At 42.3% G+C, this 19,121-nt stretch carries 19 protein-coding genes; 7 read left to right on the top strand and 12 right to left on the bottom strand.

The genetic code is table 11. The features are described from left to right. The first annotated feature begins 67 nt into the window (after positions 1 to 67). On the top strand, positions 68 to 568 hold the full coding sequence (locus G327_RS27510; RefSeq protein ID WP_019613814.1) for a pilin: 501 nt from the start codon (positions 68 to 70) through the stop codon (positions 566 to 568). 89 nt (positions 569 to 657) lie between these two features. Here G327_RS27510 and G327_RS0105780 read toward each other — a convergent pair whose 3' ends face one another. The 7 genes from G327_RS0105780 to G327_RS0105750 form a co-directional block, all read right to left on the bottom strand. Beyond that, entirely contained in the window at positions 658 to 1,434 is a 777-nt protein-coding gene (locus G327_RS0105780) for a substrate-binding periplasmic protein (protein ID WP_019613813.1), read from the bottom strand. A gap of 243 nt (positions 1,435 to 1,677) precedes the next feature. Continuing rightward, positions 1,678 to 2,454 (bottom strand): substrate-binding periplasmic protein, encoded by a 777-nt coding sequence (locus G327_RS0105775; RefSeq protein ID WP_026339205.1) that lies wholly within the window; start codon positions 2,452 to 2,454, stop codon positions 1,678 to 1,680. Between the two features lie 276 nt (positions 2,455 to 2,730). Then, entirely contained in the window at positions 2,731 to 3,507 is a 777-nt protein-coding gene (locus tag G327_RS0105770) for a substrate-binding periplasmic protein (protein WP_019613811.1), read from the bottom strand. A 245-nt stretch (positions 3,508 to 3,752) separates the two neighbouring features. After that, positions 3,753 to 6,155 (bottom strand): DNA polymerase II, encoded by a 2,403-nt coding sequence (locus tag G327_RS0105765; protein ID WP_019613810.1) that lies wholly within the window; start codon positions 6,153 to 6,155, stop codon positions 3,753 to 3,755. A 72-nt stretch (positions 6,156 to 6,227) separates the two neighbouring features. Then, on the bottom strand, positions 6,228 to 6,839 hold the full coding sequence (locus G327_RS0105760) for a MarC family protein (RefSeq protein WP_019613809.1): 612 nt from the start codon (positions 6,837 to 6,839) through the stop codon (positions 6,228 to 6,230). Positions 6,840 to 7,036: 197 nt separating this feature from the next. Next, on the bottom strand, positions 7,037 to 8,323 hold the full coding sequence (locus G327_RS0105755) for an ATP-binding protein (protein WP_019613808.1): 1,287 nt from the start codon (positions 8,321 to 8,323) through the stop codon (positions 7,037 to 7,039). Positions 8,324 to 8,339: 16 nt separating this feature from the next. After that, a complete protein-coding gene (locus G327_RS0105750) occupies positions 8,340 to 9,041 on the bottom strand; it encodes a response regulator (RefSeq protein WP_019613807.1) in 702 nt (233 codons plus the stop codon). 187 nt (positions 9,042 to 9,228) lie between these two features. On the opposite strand from G327_RS0105750, the gene G327_RS0105745 reads away from it, so the two are divergent. From G327_RS0105745 to G327_RS0105730, 4 genes are all read left to right on the top strand, one after another. Further along, a complete protein-coding gene (locus G327_RS0105745; RefSeq protein WP_026339204.1) occupies positions 9,229 to 9,525 on the top strand; it encodes a hypothetical protein in 297 nt (98 codons plus the stop codon). Between the two features lie 305 nt (positions 9,526 to 9,830). Next, entirely contained in the window at positions 9,831 to 10,745 is a 915-nt protein-coding gene (locus tag G327_RS0105740; RefSeq protein ID WP_019613805.1) for a LysR family transcriptional regulator, read from the top strand. A gap of 79 nt (positions 10,746 to 10,824) precedes the next feature. Next, positions 10,825 to 11,265, top strand: a complete 441-nt coding sequence (locus tag G327_RS0105735; RefSeq protein WP_019613804.1) for a hypothetical protein — start codon at positions 10,825 to 10,827, stop codon at positions 11,263 to 11,265. Positions 11,266 to 11,376: 111 nt separating this feature from the next. Continuing rightward, a complete protein-coding gene (locus tag G327_RS0105730; RefSeq protein ID WP_019613803.1) occupies positions 11,377 to 11,991 on the top strand; it encodes an HAD family hydrolase in 615 nt (204 codons plus the stop codon). A 25-nt stretch (positions 11,992 to 12,016) separates the two neighbouring features. On the opposite strand, the gene G327_RS0105725 is transcribed toward G327_RS0105730, so the two are convergent. Then, positions 12,017 to 12,568 (bottom strand): helix-turn-helix domain-containing protein, encoded by a 552-nt coding sequence (locus tag G327_RS0105725; protein ID WP_019613802.1) that lies wholly within the window; start codon positions 12,566 to 12,568, stop codon positions 12,017 to 12,019. A gap of 78 nt (positions 12,569 to 12,646) precedes the next feature. Here G327_RS0105725 and G327_RS0105720 point away from each other — a divergent pair, with 78 nt between their 5' ends. After that, positions 12,647 to 13,837 (top strand): benzoate/H(+) symporter BenE family transporter, encoded by a 1,191-nt coding sequence (locus tag G327_RS0105720; RefSeq protein ID WP_019613801.1) that lies wholly within the window; start codon positions 12,647 to 12,649, stop codon positions 13,835 to 13,837. Between the two features lie 11 nt (positions 13,838 to 13,848). On the opposite strand, the gene G327_RS0105715 is transcribed toward G327_RS0105720, so the two are convergent. The 4 genes from G327_RS0105715 to zipA form a co-directional block, all read right to left on the bottom strand. Next, positions 13,849 to 14,613 carry a DUF4344 domain-containing metallopeptidase gene (locus G327_RS0105715; protein WP_019613800.1) on the bottom strand — a complete coding sequence of 255 codons (765 nt, stop codon included), beginning with the start codon at positions 14,611 to 14,613 and terminating at the stop codon, positions 13,849 to 13,851. Positions 14,614 to 14,704: 91 nt separating this feature from the next. Next, positions 14,705 to 14,965, bottom strand: coding sequence for a DUF5062 family protein (locus tag G327_RS0105710; RefSeq protein WP_019613799.1), 261 nt, complete (start codon positions 14,963 to 14,965; stop codon positions 14,705 to 14,707). A gap of 75 nt (positions 14,966 to 15,040) precedes the next feature. Beyond that, positions 15,041 to 17,047: an NAD-dependent DNA ligase LigA gene (gene ligA, locus G327_RS24035; RefSeq protein ID WP_019613798.1), complete on the bottom strand. Its 2,007-nt coding sequence runs from the start codon at positions 17,045 to 17,047 to the stop codon at positions 15,041 to 15,043. Between the two features lie 86 nt (positions 17,048 to 17,133). Beyond that, positions 17,134 to 18,069, bottom strand: a complete 936-nt coding sequence (gene zipA, locus G327_RS25935; RefSeq protein ID WP_019613797.1) for a cell division protein ZipA — start codon at positions 18,067 to 18,069, stop codon at positions 17,134 to 17,136. 187 nt (positions 18,070 to 18,256) lie between these two features. Between zipA and cysZ the strand changes: the two genes are divergently transcribed. Further along, positions 18,257 to 19,036 (top strand): sulfate transporter CysZ, encoded by a 780-nt coding sequence (cysZ, locus tag G327_RS0105690; RefSeq protein ID WP_019613796.1) that lies wholly within the window; start codon positions 18,257 to 18,259, stop codon positions 19,034 to 19,036. The last annotated feature ends 85 nt before the right edge of the window (positions 19,037 to 19,121 follow it).

Raw genomic sequence — 19,121 nt, 5'->3', positions numbered from 1 at the left:
TCTGACAGCTTATGCAGATTGAGATGATATCTCAATCGTTAATCCAATTTTGAAAATGGTAGTTATAGTGAAGTTCAATAATAATAAAGGTTTTACCTTAATCGAGTTAGTCATCGTCATTGTGATTCTAGGTATTCTTTCAGCAGTGGCTATCCCCAAATTTATAGATCTGTCTGCAGATGCCCAAAAAGCTTCCCTGAACAGTTTTACCGGCGCGGTCAGATCAACCAACAGTATGGTGATGGGCAAAGCTAAAATTGCCAACATTAAAAACTCCAACATTATTACCAATATTCCAGGAACGGATCTGTATGTGCTTAATGATCATATGAGCATCACACCAGAACATCTAAAAAATGCCATGTTTTTTGATGGTTTTACGGCAACTGACTATAAAACAAGCTTTCTGCCGACGACTTATATTTACCCTGGTGAAAACGAATTAACCATGGAAGAGTTACGCCAAAAGCAGTGCTTTATTCAATTAACCAGATCCTCAACTCAAGTTTCAGGTGAACCGATTGTATTTGGTGACTTAAAAATAAACCGTTTTTATGACGGATGCTGAATACAATTAGTCTGCTAAAACGATAATAAAAAAATGCCTGAAACTGCTAAGTATCAGGCATCCCTTTTATTAAATGATAAACCAACTGATTACAGGTAATTACTCAAAATATCATCATAGAGCGTTTTGCCTATTTTGCCCGGCGATACTTTTACCTGATCTAAGCCCTTCTGCAGTTTTTCAATCACTTCATCACTGATATCTTTACTGAATGCATAATACAACTCGCCTTCTTTTAATACATACACAACAACAAAGTCATCATTATCAAGACCATTGTTTTTGATAAATAAACGCGCTACATTTTCTTCATATGCCCAAAGCTGTATACGGTCAGCATTGAGTTTTTTTGCCAGAGAATTGGCACTCGCACCCCTTTGTATTTTATCTTCAGGTACAGCTAATGCCGTAACTATTTGATCACCAATACCATCTCTAATTACGCCGATATCATAGTTCTTAATATTAGCCGGTGATGATATTGATATAGCGCTGCTCTTTTTAGCCAGAATAACAATGCGTGTTTTGATAATAGGCCCGGCCCACTTGAATTTGTTTTCGCGGGCTTCAGTGCGGGTCATTGCAAAAAGAGCAATATTAGGCCCCAGCAGCGTCTTGCGATAAGCCCGAGCCCAGGGCTGAAGCTTTATATTGTCCCAGCGAATAGGCGCCTCCATTTTATGCGAAGCAGCTATCAGCAGATCTACAGCTATACCCTTAAGTCTTCCGCCGGAACTATAATTATAAGGAGGGTACGCTTCGGTAAGAAATTGAACATCCCGCAAATCCTGCGCATTAGACGCAGCGCAGAGTATGGTTAACAGACAAGCAGTCAATATTTTTCTATAAATACGAATGATTAACACGATAGTCCTTCCTAATATTAAAAAGACTCACAAATATATTACTCTCTGGCGTCTAGGATGTTTTTACACTAATTTTAAGTGTAGTTTACGATTAAAAATCATGTAAAACGGATATTAATCCTTGCACTTGTGCATGTTAAAACAAACTTGAAACTGTCCGTAATAAATAAAAAATGCCTGCAGTACAACTGCAGGCATTAAACCTTCAATAAGCTTTGTTCTAAATTCAGCGATTGATCTTACTTACAAGTAATTACTCAAAATATCATCATAAAGTGTTTTGCCTATTTTACCCGGTGACATTTTCACCTGATCTAAGCCCTTCTGCAGTTTTTCAATCAGCTGATCACTGATATCTTTACTAAATGCATAATACAACTCGCCTTCTTTTAATACATGCACAACAACAAAATCATCATTATCCAGATCGTTAGTTTTTATAAACAGTCGTGCCACATTTTCTTCATATGCCCAAAGCTGTATACGATCGGCATTGAGTTTTTTTGCCAGAGAATTAGCACTCGCGCCCCTTTGGATTCTATCTTCCGGTACGCCTAAAGCAGTAATCATCTGATCACCAATATCATCTCTAATCACGCCGATCTCAAAGTTCTTAATATTATCCGGCGATGATATTTTTATCGCGCTGCTTTTTTTAGCGATAATCACAATGCGTGTTTTGGCAATTGGTCCAACCCACTTGAATTTGTTTTCACGGGCTTCAGTACGAGTCATTGAAAAAAGACCAATATTAGGCCCCTCAACCGCTTTACGATAGCCCCTAGCCCAGGGCTGCAGCTTTATTGTATCCCGCCTGACAGGCGTCTCCATTTTATGAGAGGCGGCTATCAGCAGATCGACTGAAATTCCCTTAAGTATTCCCCCGCTGCTGTAATTGTAGGGAGGGTACGCTTCAGTCAGTAATTGAACGTCCTGTAAATCCTGCGCATTAGAAACAGTGCAGCTTATGGTTAACAGGCAAGCAGTCAATATTTTTCTACAAGTACGAATAATTAACACGACAGTCCTTCCTATTGTTAAAAAATAATCAGAAATATCTCACTCTTTAGTGTCCAGGATGCTGCACAACAATATTATTAAGTGTAGGTTACGATTAAAAACCATGTCAAACTGAATATAGTTGATTTAACAGCCATATTTTAAAACTTTAGGGGATAAATAATGTGAAAGTTATTAACTGAAAAGATCTCGCAATAATCCAAAAAAATGCCTGAAGCAGAACGACAGGCATTATATGTATAACGCGCTTTTTTAAAGATAAAGCGGCTGTTTCTATTACAAGTAGTTACTCAAAATATCATCATACAGGGTTTTACCGATTTTACCCGGCGCTGATTTCACCTGATCTAAGCCCTTCTGCAGGCTATCAGTCAGCGCATCATCCACATCTTTACTAAATGCATAATACAGCTCACCTTCTTTTAAGGTATGCACAACCACAAAATCATCATTCTCAAGATTATTGGTTTTAATAAACCAGCGAGCCACATTTTCTTCGTAGGCCCAGAGCTGTACACGCCCGGCATTGAGTTTTTTTGCCAGTGAATCGGCTTTGGTTGCCCGCTGTATTTTACTTTCCGGCACTCCGGCTTCTATAATCAGCTGTTCACCAATATCATCCCGGATAACCCCGATATTATACTTATTAAGATCCTCTACCGACGAAATTTTTATGTTGCTGCTTCTTTTAGCCAGAATCACAATGCGTGTTTTTGTGATAGGCCCCACCCATTTAAATTTACTTTCACGCTCTTCACTGCGGGTTGTTGAAAAAAGCGCAACATTAGGGCCGTCCAGCGCTCTACGATATGCACGAGCCCAAGGCTGTAATTTTATCTGTTCACGTTTAATAGGGCTCTGCACCTTATGGGTTGCCGCCACCAGCAGATCTACGGCAATTCCCTTAAGTATTCCTCCGTCTCGAAAGTTGTAGGGAGGATATGCTTCCGTCAACACTTCAATCTCATTTAAGCCCTGAGCATTTGCACCACCGCCAAACAATATTAAGGCCAGAACCGTTAAGATCTTCTTACAATTATGAATAAGTAACATGATAACTCCCTCTAATTATTAAATATTCAGTAATTCCTTCATCTTGATACATTAAATTCCCAAGCTGCTGTCATTAATGAACGTAACGGATAAAATGCTTTAGCAAGTATCTTATTGAGGTATAGGCCATTTAAAAAATCATGTCAAACAGGCGGCGTCCAGGAGCAGTTTATATTTGAACTGTGTCCAGATTGAACATGAAAACTGTTTCAGCTGCATTGTTACGCTTAATCAATGAAGTTTCTTTAGAACAGGGACATCTGATCAGAAATGAGCTGATCGAAATCTTTACCGAGCAACGGCAGAATGGCTTCTGCAATCGGTTTAAGCTGTTTATCAATATAGTGCTGGTAATCAATAGCTGAACTGAGATATTCCTGCGGCTCCGGCCCGTTAAGAGTAATAAGGTAGGCAATCCGTCCGCGGCGCTGATAACGCAAAGGCCGGCCAAGCTGTGCATTATTGTGATCAGCCAGGCGGGCGGCCCTGACCTGCGGCGGTACATTTTTTAGATAAGCATCTAACGGACGGCGCAGACGTTTGTGGTAAACAAGTTTGTGGTCAAAATTTCCAGATTTTAATTCATTAACCGTATTAATAACCAGCTGCTCAACCGGCTGTTCGGCAAACACTTTTGTATAAAGGCTTTTCTGGAACTCCTGTGCCAGCTCGGTCCAGTCTGAACGTACTGTTTCCAGCCCCTTAAACAGCAGGCTTTCACCGGCATCTGTCTGCTTCAGTCCAACGTAGCGCTTTTTCGAACCGGTTTCTGACCCCCGTAGAGTCGGCATAAAGAATTTACTAAAACAGGTTTCAAACTCTATCTCCAGATAACAATCGAGATTCAGCTCTGTTTTAAGTTTCTTCGTCCAGTATTCATTAATCTGTTTTGCCAGCATCTGACCGCGAGCCTGCGCCTGCTGTGCATTATCACAGCCCTGCAGCCACACAAAGGTCGAGTCAGTATCACCATAAATCACCTGTTCATTGAAAGACTCGATAAAATCACGCGTTTCACACATTATCTCATGACCACGCAGGGTAATCGAACTGGCCAGACGGGTATCATGAAAGCGGCAGCCTGCAGAGCCCAGTACCCCGTACATGCTGTTCATAATGATCTTAATTGCATGTTGAAACGGCTGGTTATTTTCCTTTTTAGCCAGCTCTCTAGCGGCGGTTAATTTATCAATAATTCCAGGAAGGTGATGTTTAATACGGCTGAATCTCGCCCCTCTAAATCCAGGAAGAGAGTCTAACTGCGGCTCTAGCAGTCCTTCAATCAGACCCATAGGATCAATTTTAAAAGTACGGATAATCGACGGATACAGGGATTTAAAATCAAGCACCAGCACCCAGGAATAAAGCCCCGGTGTGGAGTCCATAACAAAACCACCCGGTGAATGCTGCGCTTCGATATCACCAATATTCGGCGCAATATAACCACTGCGGTGCAGCAGCGGCAGATAAAGGTTAGTAAAAGCCGCGACGGAGGCACCGCGCCGGTCCAGCGCTAAACCGGTTAAACGCGCACGCTGTATGCAGTATTCTGCTAACTGGGCTTTATCAAAAATACGTTCCACCAGCAGGCAGTCCTGGAGATTATATCGAGCAAGTGAAACCGGCTCCTGTTCAAACTGGCGTTTAATTTCTAAACCTTTATCTTGCACATCCGTGATCAGTTTTCCTTCAGCAAACATGGCCTGGCTGACAAATTCAAGACTAAAACTTTCAAACTGCCAGCTGGCATTTTTCAGCTGATCGATACCATCCAGGATCACCCTACCGTTTAAAATCACCGCTCCCTGCTGCGGATCACTGCGATGTGTCAGCCAGCGTAACGGAGAGCCGTCTCGCCCAATTTTGAGCTGTATATTATGCACTGCAGCCCGTTCAGCAAGCAGACGCATATCAAAACTGCCCACCGCCCAGCCGATAACGGCATCGGGATCATATTGTTTGAACCATTCCTGTAAAGCAAGCAGCAGACTACGTTCATCTTTTACCCAGTGAATATTAATATCCTCTGCGGGCTGTGCTGTACCAATCATTAAGACCGCAGCATACTGCCCGCCCTCTTCATCTAATGGGAAATTACCACAGCTTAGACCAACCGAATATAACTCACCGCGAGGGCTGCATTCCACATCCAGCGAAACCATTTTAAGTTTAGGTACTGCATTTCCCGGCGATATTTTACCTGTGCGGCAAAACCAGTAACGGCCGTTCCACTGAATATCAGCAGTCACTTTTACTGAACCGTAAATAAACCGCTCCATCAAATAACGATCTGTTAATTTAATATCAGCTTCAAAAAATGCAATTGACGCAGCGGTTAACACATCCTGCATCGCTCGGAATTGTTTTTGAGTCAGGCTGTAAACAGCTGCAACAGACTGCTGATTAAATGACTTTAAGGTTAAGCGTCGGATCTCCTGCGCCAGCAGGCCTTTTTCAGACCATAAATCAACTGCCTGCGTAATATCCTGCTGACACACAATAAACACATATCGCTGACCGGGTATCATTATCTGACAAGGCCCTCGCTCGGTGGCGAGCCACAGAATCAGGTCTACACCTTGTACTGTTTCACGCTGCTGTCTGGATAGAATTAAGCCCTGCAGCTCGGATAATTGATTTTCGGACATTAACAATATCTACCGCGTAAATTGTGAGAGATTAATTTCAGCTTGTACTGCTGCACTGAGGACCTGACAGTATTATGAAAAAGTCGGCAGCAGTGCCCTAATCCCGTCAATAAACATTTGTACCGACATAATCAGAAGCAGCATGCCCATCAGCCGCTCTAAAGCAGCCAGGCCTTTTACTTTAAGAAGTTTATATAAAAGCGGAGAGAAAAGCAGTACCAGTGAAGCTAAAAGCCAGGCGAGAAAAAGAGAGATAAAAAGCCCGCCTGCATGCTCCGCATTCGTTTTTGCTAAGACCAGCAGTGTTGCTAAGGCGGCGGGGCCGGCAATCATCGGCACGGCAATCGGCACAACCAGCGGCTCATCCCCTTTTTTAGCGGCAAATATATCTTCACCGCCCGGATCAGGGAAGATCATTTTCAATGCAATGACAAAAAAGATAATGCCCCCTGCAATGGTAATCGCCTGGGTTTCCAGATGAAATATACTTAAAAACTTTTCGCCAAAAAACTGAAAAGTCACTAAGATAAATAAGCCGATAAGCATCTCTCTAATAATAATTTTAGAGTGCTTTTTTTTATCTACATTTTTTAAAATACTCAGCAGCAGAGGCACATTTCCGAAAGGATCCAGGATAAAAAAGATCAGAATAGCCGTTGACAGTATTGGAAATGTATTTTCCATAATAAATATTCCTTATCATTAAATTCCGGCAGACTATCTCACGAAACAGCAGCGGTTAACACCCCGCTTTATCCACAAAATACGTTAAGTGTAAATTTTTGTATTACAGCTTTATTACTTAATAAACATCGTACAGAAATCCACATAACAGGTTCTTTACAACAGAAGCTGGTATTTTTTGTATAGCGGATAAACAGCTAATGAGTTAAGGGTAATATAATATTAAAACAGGGGCCGCTCTGGCCGTCGGAAATATATACACGCCCCTTATGCTGCTTTATTATTTGTTTGACGATAGCGAGACCTAATCCATGCCCGCCGCTTTGCCGGTCTCTGGACTTTTCAAGACGAATGAAGGGTTCAAATATGGCTTCACGATCTTCAAGCGGAATGACCGGGCCGTCATTTTCAATACAAATGTGGACCGCAGCAGCCGATTTATGTAGTGATATTCTGACCTCTGACTGTGCATATTTATAACCATTGCGGATAATATTGCTCACCGCACGCTGAAACGGGCGTACTGCAATCGATGCATAACACACCTCGGAGGTTTCTAAAGTAAGCTTTTTATCTGTTTCAAACTGCAGGTGGCGCAGCTGCGCATCCAGCAGGCTGTGTATATCCGTTTTTTCAAGAATTAAATGGATATCTAGGCGCTCCATCTTAGCAAAGTGCAGCAGCTCTTCGACCATACTGCACAACTCGTTAAGATCTCCCTGCATACCTTCAAGATAGACCATCTGCTCTGGACGCACGCTGGAATCATCGAGCATATCCAGATTACACTGGATACGGAAAATCGGTGTTCTAAATTCGTGGGCAACCGCATTAGTTAAATTACGATTACTGCGGATAAGCTGACCAATACGCTCCGCCATAAAATTAAAGGTCGTATTCAAATTCCCCACTTTATGAAGCATTTTGGTAGATGCTCTGACATCAAGGTCGCCGTCAGCAAAAGCAATACAGGCTTTTTCAAAACGCCGTAATCGCCGGCTCAGCATAAACAGTACAATAAATGTAATCAATGCTAATGCAGCACAGATCTCCAGCAGCGTCAGGAGCTCCAGTCGACTTTCCTCCTGCCAGAATTCGGACTGCATATCTAATTCAACTTTGTATATATGCTTTTCATTACCAAAAGTAAAATAAGCAAGAAGATCATCCGAATCTTCAACGACGATCTTGTCAGCAGAGACTTTATCTTTTAATTCTGCATCAAACTCAGGATCCACTACATTAAGTACGGTCAGTTTAAAATGCATCTCGCGCAGATACTTTTCTAAAACCTGTTCTGCGTACTCCTGATCATGACTTAAAGCGATCTCATTAAGCAGGTAACTCGCAGCGCTGATATCGTGCTGTAAACTCTGCTCTTCCCAATGATCACTAGAAAAAATCTCAGACTGATCCATCAGAATAACAGCAACAAAAAAGGTCACTACAATAAAAAGGTAAGTAAGAATAAACAACTTCTTCATAAGTTATCCTTAAATATTACCAGCGCTCAGGTACAAACAGGTAACCTTTACTTCTTACGGTAATAATTTTTCGCGGTAACGCCGGATTGTCGCCCAGCTTTTTACGCAGTATGACCACTTTATTATCTATGGTGCGGTCAATACCGTCATATTCGATACCGCGCAGTGTTTTAACCAGATACTCTCGCGACAGGACTTCTTCAGCATGGCTGGCCAGCAGCCACAGCAGATCGAATTCACTGCTGGTCAGTTTAATATCAGCATCCGCAAGGCAGCACTGTTTACGCTGATTATCTAAATGAAGATCACCAAAATGGATGCTTTTACCGATCGGTGCGGCTGTTTTCTGCTCGTTATCCCTGCGCAGCAGCATTCTTAGACGTGCCAGCAGCACTCTTGGCTGCACGGGTTTATTAACAAAATCATCTGCGCCCATCTCCAGCGCCATTACCTGATCTAAGTCGTCTTCACTGGCGGTCAAAAACAAAATTTTTCCATGGTATAAAGACTTTATCTGCCGGTAAATAGTAAAACCATCGGCATTGGGCAGCATTAAATCCAGAATAACAATATCCGGCTGCTGCGCGATAATAACGGCAGCCGCATTTGCCCCGTCATTAATACAGGTAACATCAAAATGGTTATTTTGCAGATAACTGCTCAGAAGCTCACAAATCTTCAGATCATCTTCTACAAGTACAGCTTTTATATTGGTCATATGTTCCTAGGCAGATATAGCATTTTAGAAGACAAATTTAACATTATTTCACCAGTTTAATCTATCGGGATCCGGCAAAACCATACAAACCCGTACAATGCATTACAAAGCCGGACAGACTCAAATAATCAAAGCCGTTAATATTTCTCCATCAACTACCTGTAAAGAAACTATTAAGGATGAAATAATGAAAAAATATTTACTGACTGCTGTATGTGCTGCCGGCGTTATCGGACTATCAGGATGTTCCGGCCACCGTACAAATGAAGAAACTTTTACAACACATGCAGAAAGCTTCAATATCTTATTTTTACAAATCCCGCCGTCAGATACACAGGCTCGTGCATTAGCCCTTGCCCCTGAAGGCGCAAAAATTGAAACCATCACTACTACCCCTAATGATGTAACGTCAGTAAGCGGTGTATTAAACCGTATTATTGGTGTTGATCAAACCACTATTAACGGCTCTATCGTCAAGGAATAAGCTAAAACCTCAGTTTATGCTTAAAATGACCTTCTAGTGATTGAAGGTCATTTAAAATTATATTAAGCCTCACAGCGTCCACTGCCCTCACCCGAGACAAACCTACAGAGGCACTATTCATGTAACCTGCAACACTTGATCAACAGCATCCAGGTGTAAGCCCGCCAATTTACCCAATTATTTTATCTGCATAAAAATGAAAATAAAGCTCACAACGGAGCCGCATCTGCATTTTACCTATATAATCCTCGCAATATTTACACTACGAAGTTAATTCCGACTTATTGACCGACAGAGAAGCTTTAATGGAAAAAGAGATAAATCTGGCTGATATTAAAACCTTTGTACTGATTGCACAGCAGGGCAGTTTTACTAAAGCTGCTGAAATTCTCGGCTGCTCCCGTTCCCACCTGTCCAAACAGCTAAACCAGCTGGAAGCTCAGTTAGGTGTGAAATTAATTGCCAGAACTACCCGTTCACAACGTTTAACTGACCTGGGTAAACAGTTTTTTGACTCTTGTTTAACCTCGCTGCAGGGCATTAACCAGGCGGTTGCAGCTGCTGTTGATAATGCCCAAAAGCTGCAGGGTAATATTAATATCAACAGTGTCGGCGGTATAATCGGCGAAGAGATAATCTGCTCTATGATTAATGATTTCCTTAAGCAGTACCCGGATATTACAATTAACTTAGATTTCAGCAGTCAAAGAGTCGATCTGATTGAAGATGAATTTGATCTGGTATTCCGCATGGGTGAGCTTCAGGATTCAGGCTTAATTGCCAGGAAGTTAATGGATATTCCCATTGATACACTAGCCAGTCCCGCTTATCTGCAGCAGCACGGATATCCCGAACACCCGAAAGCTCTGCCTGATCACCAGTGCATTACCGGATCCATTAATCACTGGCATTTTTTTCATAAAAACGATCCGCAGATGCAGGTAGAAATTCCGATTAAAGGAGCGTTCCGCTGTAAAAGCGGACGCGCCATGCTTAACAGTGCAAAAGCAGGCGGCGGCATCATTCGTTTACCTCGCCTTTACTGCACCAGCGAAATTGATAAGCAGCAATTAATTCCGGTATTTACAGACTGGGAGATCCCTTCTACCCCGTTTTTTTTACTTTATCAGCAGGACAAATTTCAACCCGCCAGACTGCGGACTTTTATTAATTTTGTGGTCAACAACTTTGCTGATTATACACGCAGGGGCGAGTGCTAAGCACCTGAATAGCAAAGGCTAAAGTTTACGGTTCAGGTGCCGACAAAATGTCTATACACATTTAATTATGGTGCAGCTAATGGAAAAAATGACCGTTACAATCAGCCCCTCTTTTCAAGAGTATCGTCAGCTTCAAAGTGTTTCGGTTCATACGGCCCCCGCAGAAGTAAGTGCAGCGGCTTCACAAAACGACTCTTTGCAGAATGATCAGGTGGAAATCTCTAAACAAGCAAAAGAGAAAAATATGCAGGAGCAAAATCAACAGGCATTACGAAAAATAGCGGGTAATGGAGAAACAGAAAAAACCGAGAAATCAGAGACAGAGCAGCTGGATCAGATGATCGCGGCATTACAGGAAAAAATCGCTGAACTCATTCAAGAATTATCCAGCTTAAGATCAAAAGATGACCAGCAGTCAGTTCAGAAAAGCAAATCAATAGAAATTGAATTAGCCTCATTAAATGCACAGCTGATGGAGCTGCTGCAGCAAAAATTAGACGCTGCACAGCAGCAGTCATAACTCAGCATAACAACCTTGCTTAAAGCTAATTAAAGTTTTAATCTATTTTAGAGAAATTTATAGGGAGTTGTAAACAAAGGGATAATCATCAATTTAAAGAGGTAATAACAAATGCTCAAGCACGACATTCAACTGGTACTTTTTGACTTAGGCGGTGTACTGGTACAACTTAACGGTCTGCCCTTTGAAACAAACTGGTTTAAAGATCCAGCCCGGCTGCCAAACCTGCACCAATGGGACCACTCCGAAGTAGTAACAGACTTTCAAACCGGCAGAGCCAGTGCTTTAGAATTTGCTGAATTTAGCATTGCAGAATTTTCCCTGGATACCAGCGTAGATAACTTTGTTGATACCTTTACAAAATGGCCTGGACCATTATTTCCCGGCGTTTTCCCCCTGATTGAAAAACTCAAAAAACAAACTAAAATTGCTATTTACTCCAATACCAACAGTCTACACTGGTCACGATTAATGCAGGAGATGCAGCTGGCTGAGCTTTTTGAACACTGTTTCGCTTCCCACCTGATAGGTTTTGCTAAACCAGATCCCGAAGGATTTATCTATGTCGCCAATGAATTAAAGCTTGCTCCTGAAAATATTCTTTTTCTTGATGATAACCCAGGTAATATTGCCGGTGCACAAAAACAAGGCTTTATCGCCAGACAAGTTCAGGGGTTTGAAGAAGTAAAACAAAACCTCATTGAATTTGGATTCAACGTAACTTAAACAGCATCTGCTGCTCCGGAATCTGTTAACTTTCATTGCCTGACGGATAACAGATTATATTCTGAAATACCGTAGCCTGAGCGCTGACATTTCGGTAACCGTGTACCTGTTCTGCCTTAAACTTCACTACCTCTCCAGAGTTCAAAGGCAGCCATTTATTATCCAGAAAATATTCCATTTCTCCTTCTGTCACCAGTATGTGTTCGATAACACCGCTGTTATGTGCTGCTGAAACCTGTTCATGACCCGGCGCTAAGGTTAATGAAAAAACTTCCATTTTAGTAACCGGATCAAACACAAATAAAGTTGAAATAGTTATCCCCGCTTCTGTGCGCAGGCTTCTGTCAGATAAAGCATTGTGCTCATCACAACTAAAAAAATACGACAGAGGCAGTTCAAATCCTGTCGCTATTTTCCATAATCTTGCCACTGTCGGACTGGACTCGCCACGCTCAATCTGTCCGAGCATCGCCTTAGAAACGGCGCAGTATTTACTGGTTGTATCAAGGCTCCAGCCCTTGCCTGTACGGGCTTTTTTTAACTGCAGTGCCAGCGTTTTGTTTAAATTTTCAGTCATATATACCTTGTGCGCTATAACATACAATGTTAACTTGTGCGCAATAACGCACATGATAAAGTGATTATGGGAGTATTTATGTCTTTGGTCAATCGTCATTTTAGTCCGGCGGCTGCCGGGTTTGTTGCAGTAGTGATCGGGTTTGCCAGCTCGGCGGCATTAATCTATCAGACCGTGCTTACCTTAGGCGGCGATGCTTCACTGGCCGCCGGCTGGTTATTAACACTAGGTTTATCTATGGGTGTTACTTCTATCGGTTTATCGCTTTATTACCGCATTCCACTATTAATCGCCTGGTCAACTCCCGGCGCAGCCCTGCTTATCTCGACGGCCCAGGGCTTTACCCTTAATCAAGCATCCGCCGGATTTATCTGCTCTGCACTGTTGATTTTGATCTGTGGTATCAGCGGCTGGTTTGAGAAATTAATCACTAAACTGCCCTTTCATCTTGCATCTGCATTACTGGCCGGTATTCTGCTTAACTTTGGTATTGACGTTTTTAACCAGATGAACGCAGAGCCGCTGCTTGTGGCGGTTATGTTTATCACCTATTTATTAGGCAGGCAGCTGTTCCCCCAATTTGCCATACTGCTGGTGCTGATAATCAGTGTATTTTTCTCCTGGCAGCAGAGCCTGCTGATAAACACAGACCTTCACTGGCAGGTGGCATCCTTTAGCTATGCCTCACCGGAGTTCAGCCTTGAAGTACTGCTCAATATTGGACTGCCGCTGTTTATTGTTACCATGGCGGCGCAAAACCTGCCGGGTATTGCGGTATTAAAAGCGCATAAATACCCTGCGCCGGTATCAACAATCCTCACTGTTACCGGCTTTACGAATTTACTGACGGCCCCTTTCGGCGGTTATGCAATTAATTTAGCGGCGATCACAGCAGCTTTGTGCATGACTGAAGATGTAGACAAAGACCCAAAGCTTCGCTATCGAGCAGCTGTCGCTGCAGGCCTTTTTTACATATTAATGGGCTTGTCGGCAGGTTATCTAATGATTATCTTTGCAGGTTTACCCGGCACATTAATTTACGCATTAGCCGGTATTGCATTATTCGCTACGATCAAACAGAGCATTATACAGGCACTCAGCAGCGCAGACAGTCGCTGTGAAGCATCATTAATTACCTTTTTAGTCAGCGCTTCAGATTTGACATTATGGGGATTAAGCTCTGTATTATGGGGCTTAGCAGCGGGATGTTTAATACTGATGATACAGCGTATTGCAGCACCTTCGCGATATACAATAAGCGGCTCTTAAATCATGCCGCGTTAATTTTTAATATACGGTTTTAATAACGTCAGCCAGCTGTTGAGCATATTTGCATAGTCGTCAACACAGAATTCGGCACGTTCTTGTGAAAAACCAAGCTGTTTCGGTATATCGGAATAGCTTTCTGGGGAGCTGCCGTAAACATGGCATAAGGTAGTATAAAAACGCTGCGCATCGAGACTATGCTCATCCCATAAGTCTTGCTCTTCGATTATCTCGTTATCCATGCTTTCCAGATCAAACAAGTCTGCCGCACTGATAGCGATTTCTGCGCCGTCTTCAAAATATTCGACCAGCAGCAGTACAGCTAATGAATCAGCCGCATCTTCCTCTTTGCCGACAATCGGCAGCTCATACATAGATATCAGCGCATGAGCAAGCTCATGAAAAAGTGTATGCATCAATACATCTGATGAAGCGTCTTCAATACTCACACCGGTTTCAGCGTATTTTACTGCTTTAAAACGACGGTTAATCTCATCAATAAATGTATAGGGGATAAGAATTTCATTTGTTTCAGGATCAAACAGCGGTCCCTCTTCGCCACCGAAAACAATGCTCAGCTGCTTGTTCAACTTAAATGTATCATTGCTTAAAGTCACCATGGACTCAACAGTATCAGAAACCTGAAGTTGTTTTTGTATTGATTTTTCCAGCGCATTTACCGGATCTGTATACACAACCACAGCTGTTTGTTTAGCGTAAGCTGTAGTGATTAAAAAAACACAACAGAGAAAAGTGATTACAAGTTTTATGCGGGACATCATAACTCCATTTAAACATAAGGTTTAATTATACGATGTATATCAGTGTAAGCGAAAATAATCCGCATTACCTGAACAATGCGGATATTGATTACTTGAGGAGGGAATGCTCCGGAGGCAGGTGCTTCATAATCCATAGAACCAGCTTATGGCGAATATTCGCTGTTGTTTCATCCTCCTTACTTAGAGGTGAAACAAGCTTGTCCTGTACTAGCAAACGGTAAATACACTCCTGTTTATCTTTCGCGGATGTAGTGCCGTCGATACCCACATAACCACGTTTGAGCGCATACGCCGCACCTAATTTGGTGGCATGTTGTAATAATTGAGATTCATTTTTAATTTTTTTCATGTGTTCCCCAACTTTTTAAGATAATAAATATCCTACTGATTTATAGAATAAATGCAGTGATCAACTGTTAATTTTTTAGACATTCAACAAACTAAGTACAGCAGCTTCATCCATTATCTCAATGCCAAGATCCTGTGCTTTAGTCAGCTTAGAGCCGGCAGCTGCGCCCGCAACAACTGTTGTGGTTTTTTTCGACACACTGCCGGCAACTTTTGCACCTAACGCCTGCAGCGCAAGTTTAATATCACTGCGGGACATTTTATCGAATGATCCGGTGATCACAAAAGTCTGACCTAATAAGGCTAATTCACTCTCCTGAACATCTTCAATAAGCGGCCAGTGAATGCCCGCGTCAATCAGCTTGCTGACCACCTCTATATTATGTTCCTGACGGAAAAAGTAATAGATATGCTTAGCTACAATTTCACCAACATCGGAAACACTTTTCAGATCTTCAACACCGGCTTTTTCAATTGCTTCAATCGTTTTATAGTGGCCGGCTAAATTATTTGCAGTTGCTTCACCAACTTCACGAATACCTAAGGAATACAGGAAACGTGCCAGTGTGGTTTTTTTACTAACCTGCAGACTGTTAATCAATTTCTTCGCAGAAACTTGACCCATTCTCGGCAGCGATGAAACCTGCGCAGTAGTTAAGCTGAACAACTGCGCAGGATCCTGGATCATTTTTTCATCCACCAGCAGCTCAACTAGTTTATTACCTAAGCCGTCAATATCTAAAGCTTTACGCGAGGCAAAATGCTTAATCGCTTCCTTACGCTGTGCTTCACAGTATAAACCGCCCGCACAGCGTATCGTAGCTTCCCCTTCGATACGTTCAACGGTGCTTTCACAAACCGGGCACACAGCAGGAAATTCAATTTCCCGGGTAGTCTGTGTTTCACGTTTGTCAGTTAAGACCCGCGCAACCTGCGGAATAACATCACCAGCACGGCGCACTACTACCTGATCACCAATCAATATACCTAAACGTTCAATTTCATCTTTATTATGCAGTGTTGCATTGGACACGGTAACACCACCGACAAAAACCGGTTTCAGTTTAGCCACAGGCGTAATTGCTCCGGTACGCCCGACCTGAAACTCGACATTTTCAACCTCGGTAACCGCTTCTTCAGCCGGGAACTTATAAGCCGTAGCCCAGCGAGGTGCACGCGCTACAAAACCTAGTTTTTCCTGCACGCTGATATCATCAACTTTATAAACAACACCATCAATCTCATAAGCTAGATCGGGACGTTTTTCCTGAATGGCCTGATAGTATGCATGACACTTGTCTTCACCAACAACACGTTTTACTTCTTCGGAAACAGGCAGGCCCCAGTCCTTAAGCTGCTGAATACGTTCAAACTGGCTGCCCGCTAAATCATCACCTTCAAAGACTCCGACCGCATAACAGTAAAATGCTAGAGGACGGCTGGCCGCCACTTTTGAATCAAGCTGACGTAAACTGCCGGCAGCGGCATTACGCGGGTTAACAAAAGGTTTTTCACCCGCTTTAATCAGACCTTCATTTAATTTATTAAAGCCGGCCTTAAGCATAAACACTTCACCACGCACTTCTAATAACGGCGGGATATTTTCGCCGCGAAGCTTAAGCGGGATATTCGCAATAGTTTTAACATTTTCAGTGACATTTTCACCGGTCTGACCGTCGCCGCGAGTCGCCGCCTGTACCAGTAAACCGTTTTCATAAATAATACTGGCGGCTAAACCGTCAAGTTTTGGTTCGATACAGAATGCGGTTTCGGCAAGAGATGATTTATCCATGGCACGCTGCATAAAATCGTTTAAGGTCTGCGCTTCAAATACGTTATCCAGACTGAGCATAGGTATGCGGTGGGTGACCTGTTCAAATTTGCTCAGTGCTATTCCGCCTACTTTTTGTGTCGGGGAGTTAGGGGAAATTAAATCGGAATTTTCCTGCTCTAGTTTTTGTAATTCCTGGAAAATACGATCGTATTCGCTATCCGGTACACTTGGGTGATCAAGTACGTAATACTGGTAGTTATATTCTTCTAATAATGCGCTTAATTCTTTAATCTTATTTTTGACTGTCATGCCTGTACCAGCTGGTTGAAAATTTAATTATAAAAAAACCTCGTTAAACGAGGTTTTCATGTGCAGCTAAGTTTACCATACTGCTGTTAAATATAATGTAATAAACGCTCATGGTAGTTTCTGAACTGTTGTTCGGTTAACGGTTCACGCTCTGCATTTAAAACTAAACAGTTAAATTCTTCAGCCATCTGCTCAACCGCCGTTAACATCATATCAAATGCTTCTTTAACATTTATTTCATTGTTCGGTACCGTTAAGAAAAACGACACGCCTTCGGAGTTAAACTGCTCCATATGTTCAGGTTCAAAAATACCGGGAGCCATCATATTAGCAATACTGAATAAAACCGGTCCGGTTCCGTCGGAGTGAAGATGGCGGTGAAAAATAGACATTTCCCCAAAACGAAAACCGGCCGTTAAGAAAAACTGCAGCAGCTCATGGCCGCGTAAACGCCCTTCGCCTTTTGCAACTACATTAAAGATAAAAATATCTGGTTCTTGGACTTGCCCTTTAACCGCAACCTGAGGTTTAACAGTATGCTCAACAACTTCGTCCGGTGCTTCAGTCAGTACTTGATCCGGCTTCGCTGGATTTTCTAGTTTGTCATTGTTGTCATCAGCAGTCTGAGTCTCACTCGACTCTACCTCTAAAACAAGCTCATGCTGCACTTCTGCGCGAGGCTCATCTGCTGCTGTATCAACGGACTGTATATCGAAAGAGTCTTTTTCAACTGGAGCGGCTGCAGGAGAAAAATTAATATGCACTTCTTTTTCATCATCTAAAGCCACTGAGAAATCGATGCTCTGCTCTGCTCTGTCCGACTTGTCACTGATAATTCTTACATCACCAATAATGCCCTCTTCGGTTTCTGGAGTTACGGATTTTTCAGAGAAAATATCCGTTTCAGTTGTGTTTTCAACTGCCTGCATTTTTTCTTTACGACTGAGCAGGTAACCATGAATTAAAACAGCAGCGATGGCCAGTAAACCGATAGCAATTAAGATTGGTTGGAAATGTTGCATTATTGTTTCTCTTGATTAACAAAATGAAAATTGAAGCATATGCCCAATAAACTACCTTGAATAAGGCAAAGCGTCTATATATTGCCTGTTTTTTTTTATAAAATTGTTATGCGTTAAAGCAAACGCGAGATTTTTGTACGTTTATTAGCGTAGAATCGCCCATTCAATTTTTTAATAAGAGTTATCTATGTTACCAAATACGCTTGTTAAGCAGCCGCTTTCCGGAATCGGCTACCTGCTCAAAGGTTTAAAACTGCTGAGTCATCCAAAACTGCGGCTTTTTGTTTTAATCCCGCTTGTCATTAATACCATCATTTTTGCCGGAGCTTTCTGGTTTTTATTCACTGCAGTTATGGACTGGATTGATGGATATATTGCAGCTTTACCTGACTATTTAAACTGGCTGTCTTATATTGTCTGGCCGATTTTAGTCGTTTCCATTTTATTTGCTTTTTCTTTTATTTTTTCAACCGTCGCCAATATTATTGCTGCACCGTTTAACGGCCTGCTCGCTGAAAAAACAGAAAATCTGCTGACTAATGAGCGCCTTAATGACGATGGTTTTACTGACCTGTTAAAAGATCTACCACGGATTTTTAAACGCGAGATGCAGAAACTGGCTTATTTTTTACCGCGTATGCTGTTCTGTGGAGTATTATTTTTTATCCCGGTCTTCGGCCAGACGGCCGCGCCTTTTATCTGGTTTGTTTTTGCTGGCTGGATGATGGCCGTTCAGTATGCTGATTTCCCTTTCGACAATCACAAAATTCCGTTTAACACCATGAAAAGCGCATTAAGCAGACGCTTAGGCAAAAACTTGACCTTTGGTATGCTGGTCAGTTTTTTCACCACTATACCTGTGGTTAATTTTATTATTATGCCGGCAGCAGTGTGCGGAGCAACCGCATTCTGGGTAGATGTCTATAAGCAGGAGATATTAAACGGTGAAAAACAGATCCAGCAGTAATGCTTAATTTCTCCACAACCCCGCCTGCCGGGTAGATGTCTATAAGCAGAAATCATTAAGCGGCGGGAAACAGATAAAACAAGAG

Origin of the sequence: Psychromonas ossibalaenae ATCC BAA-1528 (genome assembly GCF_000381745.1) — a bacterium.
Lineage (GTDB): Bacteria > Pseudomonadota > Gammaproteobacteria > Enterobacterales > Psychromonadaceae > Psychromonas > Psychromonas ossibalaenae.
The sequence above is the reverse complement of the archived record's forward strand: the minus strand, read 5'-3'. Positions and strand labels throughout refer to the sequence as shown.

Excerpts from the sequence above, each read along its gene's own strand:
- G327_RS0105770 (WP_019613811.1), bottom strand. The coding sequence starts at position 3,507 with ATGTTACTTATTCATAATTGTAAGAAGATCTTAACGGTTCTGGCCTTA.
- G327_RS0105765 (WP_019613810.1), bottom strand. The coding sequence starts at position 6,155 with ATGTCCGAAAATCAATTATCCGAGCTGCAGGGCTTAATTCTATCCAGA.
- G327_RS0105760 (WP_019613809.1), bottom strand. The coding sequence starts at position 6,839 with ATGGAAAATACATTTCCAATACTGTCAACGGCTATTCTGATCTTTTTT.
- G327_RS0105755 (WP_019613808.1), bottom strand. The coding sequence starts at position 8,323 with ATGAAGAAGTTGTTTATTCTTACTTACCTTTTTATTGTAGTGACCTTT.
- G327_RS0105750 (WP_019613807.1), bottom strand. The coding sequence starts at position 9,041 with ATGACCAATATAAAAGCTGTACTTGTAGAAGATGATCTGAAGATTTGT.
- G327_RS0105745 (WP_026339204.1), top strand. The coding sequence starts at position 9,229 with ATGAAAAAATATTTACTGACTGCTGTATGTGCTGCCGGCGTTATCGGA.
- G327_RS0105740 (WP_019613805.1), top strand. The coding sequence starts at position 9,831 with ATGGAAAAAGAGATAAATCTGGCTGATATTAAAACCTTTGTACTGATT.
- G327_RS0105735 (WP_019613804.1), top strand. The coding sequence starts at position 10,825 with ATGGAAAAAATGACCGTTACAATCAGCCCCTCTTTTCAAGAGTATCGT.
- G327_RS0105730 (WP_019613803.1), top strand. The coding sequence starts at position 11,377 with ATGCTCAAGCACGACATTCAACTGGTACTTTTTGACTTAGGCGGTGTA.
- G327_RS0105725 (WP_019613802.1), bottom strand. The coding sequence starts at position 12,568 with ATGACTGAAAATTTAAACAAAACGCTGGCACTGCAGTTAAAAAAAGCC.
- G327_RS0105720 (WP_019613801.1), top strand. The coding sequence starts at position 12,647 with ATGTCTTTGGTCAATCGTCATTTTAGTCCGGCGGCTGCCGGGTTTGTT.
- G327_RS0105715 (WP_019613800.1), bottom strand. The coding sequence starts at position 14,613 with ATGTCCCGCATAAAACTTGTAATCACTTTTCTCTGTTGTGTTTTTTTA.
- G327_RS0105710 (WP_019613799.1), bottom strand. The coding sequence starts at position 14,965 with ATGAAAAAAATTAAAAATGAATCTCAATTATTACAACATGCCACCAAA.
- ligA (WP_019613798.1), bottom strand. The coding sequence starts at position 17,047 with ATGACAGTCAAAAATAAGATTAAAGAATTAAGCGCATTATTAGAAGAA.
- zipA (WP_019613797.1), bottom strand. The coding sequence starts at position 18,069 with ATGCAACATTTCCAACCAATCTTAATTGCTATCGGTTTACTGGCCATC.
- cysZ (WP_019613796.1), top strand. The coding sequence starts at position 18,257 with ATGTTACCAAATACGCTTGTTAAGCAGCCGCTTTCCGGAATCGGCTAC.